Source organism: Vreelandella halophila (assembly GCF_019903425.1).
GTDB classification, from domain to species: Bacteria; Pseudomonadota; Gammaproteobacteria; order Pseudomonadales; family Oleiphilaceae; genus Halospina; species Halospina halophila.
Genome location: NZ_JACHUZ010000013.1, coordinates 338,369 through 353,188, shown reverse-complemented (window position 1 = coordinate 353,188; position 14,820 = coordinate 338,369). Strand labels below are relative to the sequence as shown.

Below are 14,820 nucleotides of genomic sequence, written 5' to 3'. Positions count from 1 at the left end.
TCATGTGGTTGAAACTGGCAGCTTTACTGACCCGTCCGGCAACCAAGTACGTTTTCATCGCCCTGGCGCTGGTGTTTCCGCTGGTTGCCCAGAACGAGTACCAGATCTACGTCATGGCGTCAGCCTTCGTCTGGGCCATTGCCGTCTACGGGCTCAATATCATTACCGGCTACTGCGGTCAGCTGAACCTGGCCCACGGGGGCTTCTTCGCCCTGGGCGCCTACACGCTGGGGCTGCTGACGGCGGACTACAGCTGGAGTTACTGGCCGGCCTTTGTGGCGGCCCTGGCGATGACCGCGGTCGTGGGTTTCTTCGTGGGCATTGTCTCGCTGCGCCTCAAGGAGCACTACTTCGCGATCTTCACGCTCTGTGTCGGTTTCATCATGTACATGCTGATGGACAAATGGGAGGAGCTGACCCATGGACCGGTGGGCGTGCGTAACATCGCGCCGCCCAACGGCTTCGGTCTGGTCGACTTCACCGAGACCACGCCGATCTATTACCTGGTACTGGTATTCCTGATGCTGACGATGTGGTTCATTGGCAGGCTTTCGCGTTCGCTGCTCGGGCGGACCTTCACGGCCATCCGCAACGGTGATGAGCTGGCCCAGTCGCTGGGAATCAACCTGATGCGCAACAAGGTGCTGGCGTTCGTTCTCTCAACCACCTTTGCCGGGCTGGCAGGGGCGCTTTATGCCGGAATGGTCCGTTTCATCGGACCCGAGGACGCCAACGTCCTGCACACCTTCGACATGATCACCTACCTCCTCGTTGGCGGCATCGGCACGCTCTCCGGCCCCCTTGTCGGCACCATCGGCATCGTGTGGCTGACCCAGTCGCTGCAGTTCATGGAGGAGTACCGGATGATCCTGTTCGGCCCCTTGCTGGTGTTCCTGGTGATCTTCTTCCCACGGGGCATCGTCGGCTCCTTCCTGAGCTGGCTCCATCGCCGTACCCAGGGCAAGGCCGAAGCAGCGGCCAAGGCACAGCAGAGCCGGGATACGACCGGCCGGAGGGTAAATAACAATGCTTAGAATCGAGAACCTGACCAAAATGTTCGGTGGCCTGGCGGCGGTGAAGGACATTTCCGTCGAGTTCGAGGCGAATCAGGTCAACGCCATCATCGGCCCCAACGGGGCTGGTAAGAGCACGTTTTTCAACCTGGTGGCCGGCTCGCACAAACCCAGTTCCGGCCGGATTATCTTCGATGGGGAGGACATCACGACGCTGCGCTGTGATCACATTGCCCAACGCGGGGTCGGTCGCACCTTCCAGACCACCAACCTGTTTGAGCAGGCGTCGGTGCTGGACAACCTGATCGTAGGGCACCGGCTGCGGACCCGTTCAGGTCTCTGGGATGTGCTGGTCAATTCCCGGCGCCTCCAGCAGGAGGAGAAGCTGAGTCGTGAAAAGGCGCGTGAGGCCCTGGATTTTGTGGGGCTGTCCCATGTGGAGAATCGCTTTATCGCGGACATTACCCAGGAGGAACGCAAGCGGGTGGCCTTTGCGCTGGCTATGGCGACCGATCCGAAGATCCTGCTTCTTGACGAGCCGGCGGCCGGGGTCAATCCCGAGGAAACAGATGGGCTGGCCCAACTGATCCGCAAGATGAAGGACCACGGCCTGACGGTGTGCCTGATCGAGCACAAGATGGACATGATCATGGGGATCGCGGACAAGATCATGGTGCTGGACCATGGCGAGAAGATTGCAGAGGGCGCACCGGAGCAGGTGCGTGAGGATCCGGCCGTGATTGAAGCCTACCTGGGGAGTGACGACGATGCTGCAGCTTAACAACGTCGATGTCTGCTACGGCAGCTTCAAGGCCATCAGTGACATCTCCATGTCGGTGGAGTCGGGGGAACTGGTGGTTCTGCTCGGCGCCAATGGCGCCGGCAAGAGCTCCCTGTTCAATGCCATCAGCGGGCTGATCCGGCCCAGCGCCGGCCAGATCGAGTTCGAGGGGCAGCGGCTGAGTGGGCTCAAGCCCAGCGGCATCGTTTCCGCGGGCGTGGTCCAGTGTGCCGAGGGGCGCAAGCTGTTCCCGCAGATGAGCGTGATGCAGAACCTGATGATGGGGGCCTACGTCCATCGTCGGGACAAGGCGGGCAACCGCCGGCATCTCGAGGAAGTGTTCGAGCTCTTCCCGATCCTCAGGGAGAAGTCGGACGAACTGGCCAGCGCCCTTTCCGGGGGCCAGCAGCAGATGGTGGCCATCGGGCGGGCCCTGATGAGCCGGCCGCGCCTGCTGATGCTCGACGAGCCCTCGCTGGGGCTGGCGCCGCTGGTCGTGCGCCAGATGTTCGACACGATCCAGCAGATCAACAGCCTCGGCACGACCGTGCTGCTTGCGGAGCAGAACGCGTACGCAGCGCTCAAGATTGCTTCCCGGGCTTACGTCATGGAAGGCGGCCAGCTGGTCATGGAAGGGGACCGGGAGACCATGCTCAACAACGACGAGGTTCGCAAAGCGTACATCGGGGCATGACCTGAGAAGTATCCACAACAACAAGGCAACACCGAAGGAGACAACAATGAAAACACTCAAAGCATTAACCCGCGCGTTCGCCCTGGCCGCATTGGGGGCCGGTTTTTCCGCCGGCGCCCTGGCCGAGGACACAGTCAACATTGGTTTTTCCGGCCCCCTGAGTGGCGGTGCCGCCGTTTACGGGGAAAACGTCCTTTCCGGGCTGGAAATGGCGGTGGATGAAATCAATGAGGATGGAGGGGTCAAGATTGACGGTGAAACCCACAAGGTCAATCTGGAAGCCCTGGACGATATGTATTCGCCCTCCGAAACGGCCACCAATGCCAAGCGCCTGACCCAGGAGTCGGACGTGTCGGCGATCTTTGTCCCGCATACCGGTGGCATCTTCGCCCTTCAGGATTTCAATGTTAAGGACAACTTCCTGATTATGGCCTATACCAGCACGCCGACGGTGACCGAGCAGGGCAATCCGCTGACCGTGCGGATCCCGCCGACCTTCGACGGCTACGTGAAGGTTTTCACGGATTACGCCATGAAAAAGCATGGCAAGAAGCTGGGCATGGCGGGCGCGACCCACGAGTACGCCAAGATCTGGGCCAAGATGCTTGAGAAGGAGTGGAAAGCCCAGGGTGGTGAAGTGGTCGCGAAGAACCCGATGAGTTACAACAAGTCCGCCGACTTCTACACCGGCGTGAGCCGGACCCTGGCCGCCAGCCCGGATGTACTGTTCGTTGGTGGCGCCTCGGAGCCCACAGGGCTGGTGGTGCAGCAGGCCAATCAGCTCGGTTTCAAGGGCGGCTATATCGTGATGGACCAGGCGAAGCTGGACGAGATGGCGGACGTTGCGGGCGGTATTGAGGCGCTGAACGGCGCTGTCGGCGTAACACCGCTGTCGATCTACGAGTCCGACTCGGCCAAGGCCTTCATCGAGCGCTACCAGGAGCGGTACGACAAGATGCCGGGCTCCGAGGCGGCCTACAACTACCTGGCGCTGCATGGGCTGGTGAAGGCGATGCAGATTGCCGGTACCACCGATGCGGAGGCGGCCCGGGAGCATATCGGCCAGGCCATGGTTGAGCTGGACAAGCGCTTCAACCCCTACGACGTGACCGAGGTGACCGAAAACGGCGGTTTCGTGACCGAAACCACCATGGCGGTGGTCGAGGACGGTGAGCTGGTCCAGAAGGAAGTGAACCTGGAACTGGATTAACGCCGGAGCACCGGCAGGAAGGGGCCTCAGGGCCCCTTTTTTAGCCGGCGCCAGCACGGTTCAGCTGAGATACATTGCCAGGTTCTCGGCCACGCAGGCAGGCTTGTCTTCGCCCTGGATCTCGATCCGGGTGGTGAAGGTGGCGAGCGTGCGCTGGTCATCGACGGCGGTCACGTCGTCCAGTGTGACCTCGGAGCGGATGGCTGAACCGGCCCTGACGGCTTCGGGAAATCGCAGCTTGTTGAGCCCGTAGTTGATGCTGGCGCTGACACCGGTGACCCGCAAGACAGACTGGTTCAGCACCGGGATGAGCGAGACCGTGAGAAAGCCATGGGCGACCGTGCTCTGCCAGTAGGTCTCGCGACGAGCGCGCTCGATGTCGATGTGGATCCATTGGTGGTCTCCGGTGGCATCGGCGAACGCCTGGATCATTTCCTGCGAGACCGTCTTCCAGGCGCTGTGCCCGATCAGTGTCCCCACATGGTCGTGGAGCGCTTCCAGGGGAATGTCTTTCATGACCTTATCCTTTTAGAAATAGTATTCCGCTTATAGAAATTAAATTCTGAAATAATTCTGGCCCAGGGGGTTGTGGTGTGCAACCGACCGGGCCTATTCCCACCACGGAGGAGAAACCCAATGCCACAGAATGAACAGGTGATCCTGGCCGAACGCCCCACGGGGATGCCGGATGAAACCCATCTCGTGCACCAGGAGGGGCCCATGCCCGAGGCGGCGGAGGGCGAGGTCGTTCTGAAGACGCTCTACCTCTCGCTGGACCCTTACATGCGCGGTCGGATGAACAATGCGGCCTCCTACGCCAAGCCGGTTGAACTGGGACAGGTCATGGAAGGCGCCACCGTCAGTGAGGTGGTGGAAAGCCGCTGCGAGGGCCTGGTGCCCGGCGACATCGTCCTGGGGTACGGCGGCTGGCAGCGCTACGCCTCAGCCCCCGGTAAGGCACTGCGCAAGCTGGATCCCGGCCAGGCGCCCATCACCACGGCTCTTGGCGTCATGGGCATGCCGGGCTTTACCGCCTATGTGGGCCTGCTGGACCTGGGCCAGCCCCGGGCGGGTGAGACGGTGGTGGTCTCCGCGGCCGCCGGTGCCGTCGGCCAGGTGGTCGGGCAACTGGCGCGGATCCAGGGGTGTCGCGTGGTTGGTGTGGCCGGAGCCGACGATAAATGCCGCCAGGTCACCGGGACCTACGGCTTTGACGCTTGCATCAATTATAAGGCGGAGGATTTCGAGCAGCAGCTGGATGACGCCTGCCCTGACGGCATTGATGTGTACTTTGAGAGCGTCGGTGGCCGGGTCTTTGATGCGGTCATGAAGCGCGTCAACGATTTCGCGCGCATCCCGGTCTGCGGCCGTATCGCCCATTACAACCAGACGGAGCTGCCCGAGGGGCGTGACCGGTTGATCCCGTTCATGGGTAAAGTGCTGGTTAAGCGGCTGATGCTGCGCGGCTTTATCCAGTCCGACCACCTCGAGCGTCAGCCCGACTTCCTCAGGGACATGGGGGAGTGGCTCCGCCAGGGTCAGGTGCACTATCAGGAAGACATCGTGGAGGGCCTGGAGAACGCGGTCAGTGCCTTCCAGGGCCTGTTGCGCGGGGATAACCGTGGCAAGCTGATGGTGCGGGTGGCGCCGGACCCCACTGCCTAGGGACCGGTGCCGGGGTGGCCAGGGGCCGCCCCGGTTCGTCCGGTGTCAGCCGGCTTCGAGCAGGCTGACATACCGTTCCAGGTGGAAGTCATCATCACCGAGCTGGTGATTGATCATGATCAGCCGCTTGGCGTAATGGCTCAGGCTGTATTCCCAGGTCATGCCGATACCACCGTGGAGCTGGATGGCCTGTTCGGCGATGAACTGGCCGGACCGGCCGATGACGTTCTTGGCCGCCGACAGGGTGCGGTTACGCTCGACACTGGCCTCGTCGTCGGCCACATTGGCCGCCAGGATCGCCATGGAGCGGGCCTGCTCGAGCTCCGAGTTCATGTCCACCATGCGGTGCTGCAGTACCTGGAAGCGGCCGATGGGCACCCCGAACTGCTTGCGGGTCTTGAGGTACTCCAGCGTCAGGTTGACCGACTCTTCCATGGCGCCGATGGCTTCCGCGCAAAGCGCCGCAACGGCGCGCCCGGCCTGGTACTGGATCACCTCGCCGGCGGTGCCCTCGGTGCCGATGAGCGCATCCGAGTCGACCCGGACGTTATTGAGGAAGAGGTCACAGCCCTTGGCGCCGTCCATTGTACGGTAGACGCGGCGCTCCACGCCCTCGGCCTCCGGGTCGATGGCGAACAGGGAAAGCCCCTCGCGGTCACGGGCATCGCCACTGGTGCGCGCGGAGACAAGGATCAGGTCCGCCGCATGGCCACCGATCAGTACCCCCTTGCGGCCGTTGATCACGTAGCCCTCGTCCGAGCCCTCGGCACGGGTCTCGACATCATCCAGGTTGTAATGGCTCTGGGGCTCCTGCAGGCCCACGGCCACCTTGAGCTCGCCGGTGGCAATCCGGCCCAGCCAGTCGTTCTTCTGGCTCTCGCTGCCGGCCTGGGCGATCAGGCCGCCGCCCAGGATAACGGTCTGGCGGTAGGGTTCCAGGCACAGGCCTCGCCCCATCTCCGTCATGACCGACTGCACGTCCACGCCTGAGCCGTTGAACCCGCCCATCTCCTCTGGGAAGGGGACGGCACAGAGTCCCAGCTCGCCGAGTTGGTTCCAGAACGCCTCGCTGAAACCGAGTTCGGTTTCCTCCACCTCCAGTCGTGTCTGGAAGTCGTATTCGCCGCGGACCAGGCGCGCCATGGTGTCCTGCAGCATCTGCTGATCTTCGTTGAGCGTGAAATCCATGGGTGCCTCCCTCAGAGCCCGAGAATCATTTTGCTGACGATGTTCTTCTGGATCTCGTTGGACCCACCAAAGATCGACAGCTTGCGCAAGTTGAAGTACTGCGGGGAAACGGCGGCGCCGTGCGGATCCGCAAGGTAGTCGCCCTCATAGCCGTCCTGCAGTTCCTCCTCCGGGAACGGCTGGGCGTAGGGGCCCAGGGCGCGCCGTGCGAGGTCGGAGATCGACTGACGGATCTCGGTGCCACGGACCTTGAGCATGGAGCTTTCCGCGCCCGGAACGCCACCTCCCTCAACGGAGGCGATGATGCGCAGGTTGCTGATCGAGGCGGCCTGAAGGTCAATCTCGATCTGGGCGACACGGGCGGCGAAGGTGGGGTCCTCCAGCAGCGGCCGGCCGTTCTTGCGTTGACGCGAGGCAATGCCCTTCAGATGCTCCAGGGCGGCCTTGGAGTTCCCGATCCCGGCCAGGCCGGTGCGCTCGTAGGTGAGCAGGTACTTGGCGTAGGTCCAGCCCTTGTCCTCCTCGCCCACCAGGTTCTCCACCGGAACCTTCACGTCGTCGAAAAAGACTTCGTTGACCTCGTGTTCCCCATCGAGCGTGATGATCGGGCGCACCGTGACACCGGGGGCGTCCATGTCCATCAGCAGGAACGAGATGCCTTCCTGGGCCTTGACCTCGGTGTTGGTCCGCACCAGGCAGAAGATCTTGTTGGCGTGCTGGCCGAGGGTGGTCCAGGTCTTCTGGCCGTTGACGATGTAGTGGTCGCCATCGCGCACGGCGCGGGTCTTGACCGAGGCCAGGTCCGAGCCGGCACCCGGTTCGGAGTACCCCTGGCACCACCAGTCCTCACCGCTGAGGATGCGCGGCAGGTAGTACTGGCGCTGCTCCCCAGTGCCGAATTTGATGATGACCGGCGCCACCATGCTGACGCCGAACGGGACCACGCGCGGGGCGCCGTAGCGGTTGGATTCCTCGTCCCAGATGTGCTTTTGCACAGCGGACCACTCCACCCCGCCGTATTCCTTGGGCCAGTGGGTGGCGTACCAGCCCTGCTTGCTCAGGATCTGCTGCCAGCGTTCGTGATCGTCGCGGTTGAGGCGCCGCCCACTCTTGACCTTGGCTGCGATGTCGGCCGGCAGCTTCTCTTCAAGGAAGCTCCGGACCTCGTCCCGGAAGGCCAACTCGTCGGCCGTGTAGTTCATGTTCATCGGTCACCCTCTCGTTGGTCCAAGCGAATGTTATTCGATATCCATTACTTTAGGAGTTTTTGTGCAATTTTGAAATGATATACCGCATAGCAGAATTTATTGCAGGCAAGGATGCCTTACATCAGCACTGCATCGCAATAGTAGGCCTTCCCGTTTTGTATGGAACCGTTCCGCAGAATTTGGTTTTGAATTCTTGTGCGGAAAAATTGTGTTAGCTATATTCGTAATTACGGAAGTTGGTACTGCTAAGCGGAACGACTATGTTTCGTTTTGCAGAACAATGAGCTGTAAAGTACCAATGGACGTGTCAGAGCAGAACGCGACTCGATACAGGCGTCATGCGGGGACGACCAGCGCCGGCTCTTCCGGCAGCTGCTTCTGCAGGACGCTACTGATGACAACAAGACACAAAGCGAGGTTTGCAATGACAACAACAAGACCATTCAGAACACATCCCTTCACCCGCGCCTGCGCCATGGCCAGCCTCTCGCTGACCGGTGCCATGGCCACACCGGTACTGGCCCAGGATACCCAGGGTGAGGTCGATGAGCTCCGGGAGCAGGTTCAGGAGCTGCAGCGGCGGATCGACAATGCCGTCTCAGAGGCACCGCAACCGGACCGGGACAATCCCTATCTGGTGCGTGACGGTGATGGCATCAAGATCGGGCGAACAACGATCTCCTTTGATGGTTTCATCAAGGCCGACGCGATATTCGGGTCCAATGGCGATGGTACGAAGAATACCTATTCAGTCGGGATACCCCGGAACTTTGCGGCGGCGGCGAGCAGTGGGGAGAGTGATTGGAAAACCGGTTTCACGGCCCGTGAAAGCCGGCTGGCAATCGGCTCAAAGACCGACGAGGTTGCCGGCCATACCCTGCGGACGTACCTGGAGATGGATTTCAACCAGGACGCTGATGCCCCCGGTAACGAGGTCGTTTCCAACAGCTACGCACCACGGCTGCGCCAGGCCTACGGTTCCTGGAACGGCTGGACCGCGGGCCAGACCTACACCACCTTCACGAATCTGGCCGCATTGCCGGATATCCTGAACCAGGGCTACATGGCAGCATTTATCTACACGACACAGCCCCAGCTCCGTTATACGATGGCGGCTCCCGGCGGGAAGTTCATGGCGGCGCTTGAGAATCCGGAAGATGGTTTTGGCACTACGTCCTATGACGACCAGTCCTATCCGGACCTGACGGCACGCTACCAGCTGCGGAACCGGTATGGTATCTATTCCGTTTCCGGGGTGCTGCGGAACATGGAACACGACAACCCCGCTGGTGAGGATGATGAGAAGCTTGGCGGGGCGGTATCGCTGAGTGCCCGGATCCCAACGATCGGGCGGGATGACCTGCGCCTGCAGTACAGCTACGGCCACCTGGGGCGTTACATGGGGCTGTTCACCTACCCCGACGTGGACCTTGGAGAGCAGGCTGCTGGCGAGGTTGATCCGCTGACGACCTACGGGGCAACCGCGGCGTATCGCCACTTCTGGAGCCCCACCTGGCGTTCCAGTCTGGTGCTGTCCCAGACGGAAATCGTTGAGGACCTGGCGTTCAGTCCTTCAGGCGCCCTGGGTGATTTCGACAAAGTAGCGTCTATCCACGCGAACCTGATCTGGCAGGCGCATGAGAATTTCCAGGTTGGGCTTGAATACGCTCACTGGGATTTCCGCGCTATTGCCAACGACAGCAACTCCCAGTACGAGCAGGTCATGGCATCGGCGAAATACTCGTTCTGAGTGGCATCATCCATGCGGGTCTGGGCGCCAGGCCCGCGACCCCAGTAATCAGGACACCCCGGCCGTGAAGCCGGGGTGTTTTTTTGGGGCGAGGCCCGGGGTCAGCTGAACGCCTGGATGCCGGTCTGGCCGCGACCCAGGATCAGGGCGTGGATGTCGTGGGTGCCCTCGTAGGTGTTGACCGCCTCAAGGTTCATGACGTGGCGGATGACATGGTACTCGTCAGAGATGCCGTTGCCGCCGTGCATGTCGCGGGCGGTCCGGGCAATGTCGAGGGCCTTGCCGCAGTTGTTGCGCTTCAGCAGGGAGACCGCGTCCGGCGTGGCGGTGCCGTCGTCCATCATACGGCCAAGCTGCAGTACGGACTGCAGGCCCAGGGTGACCTCGGTCTGCATGTCCACCAGTTTCTTCTGGATCAGCTGGTTGGCGGCCAGCGGCTGGCCGAACTGCTTGCGCTCCAGAGTGTAGTCGCGCGCGGCATGCCAGCAGAATTCCGCGGCGCCCAGCGCCCCCCAGCAGATGCCGTACCGGGCCTTGTTCAGGCAACTGAACGGCCCCTTGAGACCCTCCACATCCAGCTTGTTCTCCTCCGGTACAAAGACCTCGTCCATGAATATGGAGCCGGTGTCGGAGGCCCGCAGGGAGAACTTGCCCTCAAGCTTGGGCGTATCCAGGCCTTCGGCACCGCGCTCCAGGACAAAGCCGGTGACCGTGCCCTCCAGCTTGGCCCAGACCACGAACACATCGGCGATGGGCGAGTTGGTGATCCAGGTCTTGGAACCGCTGACGCGATAGCCACCATCCACCTTCCGCGCCTTGGTCTCCATGCTGCCTGGATCGGAACCGTGATCGGGTTCGGTCAGGCCGAAGCAGCCTACTTTCTCGCCGGAAGCGAGCTGGGGCAGCAGGCGCTTCTTCAGTGACTTCTGGGCGAAGGAGTGGATGGGGTGCATCACCAGGGAGGACTGGACGCTCAGCGCCGAGCGGTAGGCCGAGTCCACCCGCTCCACCTCGCGTGCGATCAGGCCGTAGCAGACATGGTTCAGGCCGGGTCCGCCGTATTCCTCCGGCAGGGTTGCACCGAGCATGCCGAGTTCGCCCATGTCGGTGAAGATGGAACGGTCGAATTCTTCGTGACGATTGGCCTGGGTGATACCGGGCATCAGCCGCTTGTCGCAGAAACCGCGAATGCTGTCGCGGACCTGGCGTTCGGTCTCGTCCAGGCGGGATTCGAGGGAGAGCAGGTCGTCCCAGGGTGCAGCAGCCATTAGCTTACTCCTGAATCTGTAGGGTTGGGGTGGGCACAGGTCCTTCGGGACCCTTACCCGTCATTCGGTAACACGTTCCAGGACCGCGGCAATGCCCTGGCCAACGCCGATGCACATGCTGATCAGCGCGTAGCGGCCTTCCACCTGTTCCAGCTGGCGGGTTGCCGTGAGTGCGATCCGGGCCCCGGAGGCGCCCAGCGGGTGGCCCACCGCGATGGCGCCCCCGTTGGGGTTCAGCCGCGGATCCGTGGGATCAAGGCCGAGCCGTGTGGTGCAGCCGAGCACCTGGGCGGCGAAAGCCTCGTTGATCTCGATCACGTCCATGTTGTCCAGGCCCAGGCCGGCACGCGCGAGCGCCTTCTCGCTTGAGGGCACTGGCCCGTAACCCATCACGCGCGGCGCCACCCCGGCGATGGCCGCCGAGACGATACGGGCCCGGGGCCGGAACCCGGCCTTCTCGCCCGCTTCCCGGGAGCCGATGATCAGGGCCGCGGCCCCGTCGTTGATGCCGGAGGCGTTGCCCGCCGTGACCACGCCGCCGTCGAACAGCGGTTTGAGCCCGGAAAGGGCGTCAACGGTGGACTGGGGCCGCGGATGCTCGTCCTGGTCCACGCTGACCGGCGGTTTACGGCGCCCCTGGGGCACCTCGATGGGGTGCAGCTCGCCGTCGTAGAAGCCGGATTTCAGGGCTGCATCATAACGTGCCTGGCTCTGGGCCGCGTACTGGTCGATCGCTTCCCGGGAGAGGCCCATTTCCGCGGCAATATTATCCGCCGTCTGCGGCATGCTGTCGTTGCCGAATGCCTGCTCGATCCGCGGGTTGGGGAAGCGGGCACCGATGGTGCTGTCGTAGGCCCGGAGGTCGCGCCCGAAAGGCGTCTCGCTCTTGGCGAAGACAAAGGGCGCGCGGCTCATGCTCTCGGTGCCCCCGGCAACGAACAGGTCGCCCTCGCCGCAGCGCACGGCACGGGCGGCGTCCACGATGGCCGCCAGGCCGGAACCGCACAGCCGGTTAACGGTCAGCCCCCCGGTTTCCAGGGGAAGGCCGGCCATGAGCCCGGCGTGGCGGGCGACGTTGCGGGCATCCTCGCCGGCCTGGTTGGTGCAGCCGGCAATGACGTCCTCGTAGTCGGCCGGATTGAAGCTGTTCCGTTCGATCACGTGCTGGATGACGCTGCTCAGCAGATCGTCCGGGCGCACGGGTGATAGGGCACCGGCGTGGCGCCCGAAGGGCGTTCTCAGGCCATCATAGATGTAAGCGGACATGCTTTCCCCCATGCAGGTGCTAAGGCGCTCACCCCGACCGTTTTGATGGGCCCAACAAGCCGCCCTGGATGAGCTATGGTGTTAATAATGTTATAATAGTTTTGCTTGGCAGAACGTTGTTCTGTATTCGGTTCAGGTTAGCGCGAGGATTGTTGCCAATGCAAGTCGTTACGGGCGGCGGGGAGCCCGCTCCATGACGCGTTACGTTCTGCCGTTTGCGGCCCTGTGTGAGCTGGTGGCGCTGGTTAGTGGTGTTGCGATGCTGAGTCGGGTCGCGGGGGGCGCGTTCCTGGTGTACTTCCTGTTCCGGATTCCCGAACTCGAAGGGTACGCGCGATACCTGATGCTTACCGCCGTCACGGTCATTGGTGGTTTGTTGGCCGGCGGCCGCCTGAGCGGGCCCGAACTGGGCGAGGCGGCCACGGCCGCCGCCTTCTACGGCACCTTCCTGGGCAGCCTGGGCACGATGCAGTGCCTGGTCAGGCGCTTTGAGCTGCTCCGCAGGGCCCACGATGTGCTCCTGGCCGGGCGGCCGGTCTGGCTCTATCCCAAGTACGTGCTGACCAGCTGCACCATCGCTTCGGTGCTGAGTTTTGGGGTCATGAACCTTCTGTGCGGCTCCCTGCCGGAGACCCTGCGCCAGCGGGGCATCTCTGGAAAGGCCCGTACGCGCTGGTTGCGCAGTATCCTGACCAGCACCCTGAGGGGCTTTGCCCTGGTGCCGCTCATTGCCCCCACCAGCGTCGCCGTTGCCATCATCACCCGGGAGGTTCCCACCCTGGGCTGGGCCCAGATGCTGCCCTTCACGCTGGTTGCCGCGCTGGTGTTCGTGGCGGTGGGTTGGCTGACGGAGCACCGGCGCTTCACGGCGGTCAGTGCCCAGCGCACCGAGCTCGGCGGCTGGCCGTCCGGCACCGGGCAGCTGCTCGCGGTGGTGGGGGCGGTCTTTGCGGGCATCACGCTGTTGGCGACGCTGACACCCCTGAACGTCTCGCGGGCCGCGATGCTGTGCGTACCGGGCATTACCTTCCTTTATATGGCATTGAAGGACGAGTCCCCGGCCGGGGCCGCCACGGAGATGGTTAACAGTGTGGCCGGGTTGGGTAATGAGATCTGTATTTTTGCCGCCTCGGCGGCGCTGGGGGTGACGTTGTCCGCCCAGGTGCCCTCCGAACTCCTGTCGCAGCTCCTGGAAGGGCAGGCGAGCCTCTTCCTGCTGATGGCGGGCAGCCTGCTGATCCTGCCGCTGTTTGCCTGCTTCGGCATTGCGCCCATTACCGTGTTGAGCTTCCTGGCGGGGGTCCTGGGCGAAATGGTGGCCTCAGGCCTTGATCCGCTGCTGGTGGCGGTGGCCCTGGCGATCGGGTTTTCCCTGGCCATGATGCTGTCGCCCTTTGGTCCCTCGGTGATGCTGCTCTCCCGCTTTGCCGGCATGTCGCGCTGGGTTGTGGCCTTCGGCTGGAACGGCCGGTTTGCCCTGTTGTCGATTCCCCTGATGCTCGGGGTCCTGTGGCTCTGTCAGTACGCTGCGATGAATTGAGTCCAGGGAAGATGAAAAAGCGACACATATCCGTTAGAATGTTCCGCATAGCAGAATCTGTGGCCATAAAGCGCTCACCAATGCGCCATGGCACCGCAATGTTCAGAAGAGGTAAGGCATTACTTTATGGCTAACGATGACATCATGACCCCCGACCTGGCACTGGCCTCGGAGGAGGCACGTTCGAAAGAGCCGGAGAAGGACCGCAAGTTTGTAGAGGCCCTGTCTCGGGGGCTCGATGTCCTGCGGGCATTCAGTCAGGGGTCGGTGATCCTGGGGAACCAGGATATTGCCCACATCACGGGCCTGCCCAAGCCGACCGTCTCGCGCATGACGCATACGCTGACCCGGCTGGGCTATCTCAGCTACAACCCGGTCTTCGAAAAGTACCAGCTGAGCGCCGGCGTGCTGGCGCTGGGCTATGCCTATGTCTCGAACCTCAAGGTCCGCCAGCTCGCCAAGCCCTACATGGAAGAGTTCGCCCGCCGCACCAACATGTCGGTGGGGCTGACCTGCCATGACCGCCTGCACATGATCTACGTGGAGAACCGGATGCCCCCGGAGGCCACGCTGCTGCGCATGGAGATCGGCCTGCGCCTGCCGATGGCGACCACCTCGGCGGGGCGGACCTACTGCGCCGCCGTCAGCGAGAGCGTCCGGACCATCCTCATGGACGGCATGGCCAAGAAATACGGGGACCAGTGGCCCGAGAAGAAAGAGGGACTGGAGCGTGCGATCGAGGATTACAAGACCTCGGGCTTCTGCCTCTCCGTGGGCGAGTGGGACCGCAACATCAACTCCGCCGGCGCTCCCATCGTCCTGGAAGACGGGACCACCATGGTGCTGACCTGTGCGGCGCCCTCCTACCAGATCTCGGGCGAGGAACTGCGCAACACCATCGCGCCGCAGATCACCATGCTGGCGGGTGACATCGAGTCACTCGGCGGCTGAGGAGCCCCGGGCCCTGACCCGGACGCCCCTGTCCGGCCGGCCTCCGTTTTCCCGGAGTCGCCGGCCTTCCCCCCTGATGCTGCAATCATCCCTCGGGTTCCCCGGATCCCGCTGATCCCGTTCCGTCCAGTGCGGATGCACCCCTTCCCGTTATGGCACTCATGCCGCGCCATGAGTGGCTCGCGCCTGCGCGGATCGTCGCTCCGTCCACCCTCCGGCTTCAATCATCTATTGAAACAGCGTCCGAAAATCGTTTTAATCGGGTCATGGTTTCGCTTGTTAAAAC

The 14,820-nt window shown here is 62.8% G+C and carries 13 protein-coding genes; 8 read left to right on the top strand and 5 right to left on the bottom strand.

Features of this window, described 5'->3' with window-relative positions; translation table 11 throughout:
* The first annotated feature begins 2 nt into the window (after window positions 1-2).
* Genes H4I92_RS05865 through H4I92_RS05850 form a run of 4 tightly spaced genes read left to right on the top strand, consistent with a single transcriptional unit; the run spans window position 3 to window position 3,698 of the window.
* On the top strand, window positions 3-1,034 hold the full coding sequence (locus tag H4I92_RS05865; protein WP_077529721.1) for a branched-chain amino acid ABC transporter permease: 1,032 nt from the start codon (window positions 3-5) through the stop codon (window positions 1,032-1,034).
* On the top strand, window positions 1,027-1,794 hold the full coding sequence (locus H4I92_RS05860; RefSeq protein WP_077529720.1) for an ABC transporter ATP-binding protein: 768 nt from the start codon (window positions 1,027-1,029) through the stop codon (window positions 1,792-1,794). Before H4I92_RS05865 ends, H4I92_RS05860 begins: the two co-directional genes overlap by 8 nt.
* Window positions 1,781-2,488: an ABC transporter ATP-binding protein gene (locus H4I92_RS05855; RefSeq protein WP_077529719.1), complete on the top strand. Its 708-nt coding sequence runs from the start codon at window positions 1,781-1,783 to the stop codon at window positions 2,486-2,488. Before H4I92_RS05860 ends, H4I92_RS05855 begins: the two co-directional genes overlap by 14 nt.
* A gap of 46 nt (window positions 2,489-2,534) precedes the next feature.
* Window positions 2,535-3,698, top strand: a complete 1,164-nt coding sequence (locus H4I92_RS05850; RefSeq protein ID WP_077529718.1) for an ABC transporter substrate-binding protein — start codon at window positions 2,535-2,537, stop codon at window positions 3,696-3,698.
* Between the two features lie 60 nt (window positions 3,699-3,758).
* Here the strand turns inward: H4I92_RS05850 and H4I92_RS05845 are convergent, their stop codons facing one another.
* Window positions 3,759-4,214 carry a MaoC family dehydratase gene (locus H4I92_RS05845; protein ID WP_077529717.1) on the bottom strand — a complete coding sequence of 152 codons (456 nt, stop codon included), beginning with the start codon at window positions 4,212-4,214 and terminating at the stop codon, window positions 3,759-3,761.
* Between the two features lie 120 nt (window positions 4,215-4,334).
* On the opposite strand from H4I92_RS05845, the gene H4I92_RS05840 reads away from it, so the two are divergent.
* Complete coding sequence (locus H4I92_RS05840; protein ID WP_077529716.1) at window positions 4,335-5,363, top strand: NADP-dependent oxidoreductase; 1,029 nt, start codon at window positions 4,335-4,337, stop codon at window positions 5,361-5,363.
* 45 nt (window positions 5,364-5,408) lie between these two features.
* Here the strand turns inward: H4I92_RS05840 and H4I92_RS05835 are convergent, their stop codons facing one another.
* A complete protein-coding gene (locus H4I92_RS05835) occupies window positions 5,409-6,551 on the bottom strand; it encodes an acyl-CoA dehydrogenase family protein (RefSeq protein ID WP_077529715.1) in 1,143 nt (380 codons plus the stop codon).
* Window positions 6,552-6,562: 11 nt separating this feature from the next.
* Entirely contained in the window at window positions 6,563-7,759 is a 1,197-nt protein-coding gene (locus H4I92_RS05830; protein WP_077529714.1) for an acyl-CoA dehydrogenase family protein, read from the bottom strand.
* A gap of 424 nt (window positions 7,760-8,183) precedes the next feature.
* Here H4I92_RS05830 and H4I92_RS05825 point away from each other — a divergent pair, with 424 nt between their 5' ends.
* Entirely contained in the window at window positions 8,184-9,509 is a 1,326-nt protein-coding gene (locus H4I92_RS05825) for a DcaP family trimeric outer membrane transporter (RefSeq protein ID WP_218668150.1), read from the top strand.
* Between the two features lie 101 nt (window positions 9,510-9,610).
* Here the strand turns inward: H4I92_RS05825 and H4I92_RS05820 are convergent, their stop codons facing one another.
* Both H4I92_RS05820 and H4I92_RS05815 read right to left on the bottom strand, forming a co-directional pair.
* Complete coding sequence (locus H4I92_RS05820; RefSeq protein WP_077529713.1) at window positions 9,611-10,777, bottom strand: acyl-CoA dehydrogenase; 1,167 nt, start codon at window positions 10,775-10,777, stop codon at window positions 9,611-9,613.
* Between the two features lie 60 nt (window positions 10,778-10,837).
* Window positions 10,838-12,043: a 3-oxoadipyl-CoA thiolase gene (locus H4I92_RS05815; RefSeq protein WP_077529712.1), complete on the bottom strand. Its 1,206-nt coding sequence runs from the start codon at window positions 12,041-12,043 to the stop codon at window positions 10,838-10,840.
* 193 nt (window positions 12,044-12,236) lie between these two features.
* Between H4I92_RS05815 and H4I92_RS05810 the strand changes: the two genes are divergently transcribed.
* Both H4I92_RS05810 and H4I92_RS05805 read left to right on the top strand, forming a co-directional pair.
* Window positions 12,237-13,583 carry a hypothetical protein gene (locus H4I92_RS05810; protein WP_077529711.1) on the top strand — a complete coding sequence of 449 codons (1,347 nt, stop codon included), beginning with the start codon at window positions 12,237-12,239 and terminating at the stop codon, window positions 13,581-13,583.
* 126 nt (window positions 13,584-13,709) lie between these two features.
* Entirely contained in the window at window positions 13,710-14,534 is an 825-nt protein-coding gene (locus tag H4I92_RS05805) for an IclR family transcriptional regulator (protein ID WP_077529710.1), read from the top strand.
* Window positions 14,535-14,820: the final 286 nt, after the last annotated feature.

Coding starts and splice junctions, on each gene's coding strand:
- H4I92_RS05840 (WP_077529716.1), top strand. CDS start 4,335: ATGCCACAGAATGAACAGGTGATCCTGGCCGAACGCCCCACGGGGATG.
- H4I92_RS05860 (WP_077529720.1), top strand. CDS start 1,027: ATGCTTAGAATCGAGAACCTGACCAAAATGTTCGGTGGCCTGGCGGCG.
- H4I92_RS05830 (WP_077529714.1), bottom strand. CDS start 7,759: ATGAACATGAACTACACGGCCGACGAGTTGGCCTTCCGGGACGAGGTC.
- H4I92_RS05820 (WP_077529713.1), bottom strand. CDS start 10,777: ATGGCTGCTGCACCCTGGGACGACCTGCTCTCCCTCGAATCCCGCCTG.
- H4I92_RS05835 (WP_077529715.1), bottom strand. CDS start 6,551: ATGGATTTCACGCTCAACGAAGATCAGCAGATGCTGCAGGACACCATG.
- H4I92_RS05845 (WP_077529717.1), bottom strand. CDS start 4,214: ATGAAAGACATTCCCCTGGAAGCGCTCCACGACCATGTGGGGACACTG.
- H4I92_RS05805 (WP_077529710.1), top strand. CDS start 13,710: ATGGCTAACGATGACATCATGACCCCCGACCTGGCACTGGCCTCGGAG.
- H4I92_RS05850 (WP_077529718.1), top strand. CDS start 2,535: ATGAAAACACTCAAAGCATTAACCCGCGCGTTCGCCCTGGCCGCATTG.
- H4I92_RS05865 (WP_077529721.1), top strand. CDS start 3: ATGTGGTTGAAACTGGCAGCTTTACTGACCCGTCCGGCAACCAAGTAC.
- H4I92_RS05825 (WP_218668150.1), top strand. CDS start 8,184: ATGACAACAACAAGACCATTCAGAACACATCCCTTCACCCGCGCCTGC.
- H4I92_RS05815 (WP_077529712.1), bottom strand. CDS start 12,043: ATGTCCGCTTACATCTATGATGGCCTGAGAACGCCCTTCGGGCGCCAC.
- H4I92_RS05855 (WP_077529719.1), top strand. CDS start 1,781: ATGCTGCAGCTTAACAACGTCGATGTCTGCTACGGCAGCTTCAAGGCC.
- H4I92_RS05810 (WP_077529711.1), top strand. CDS start 12,237: ATGACGCGTTACGTTCTGCCGTTTGCGGCCCTGTGTGAGCTGGTGGCG.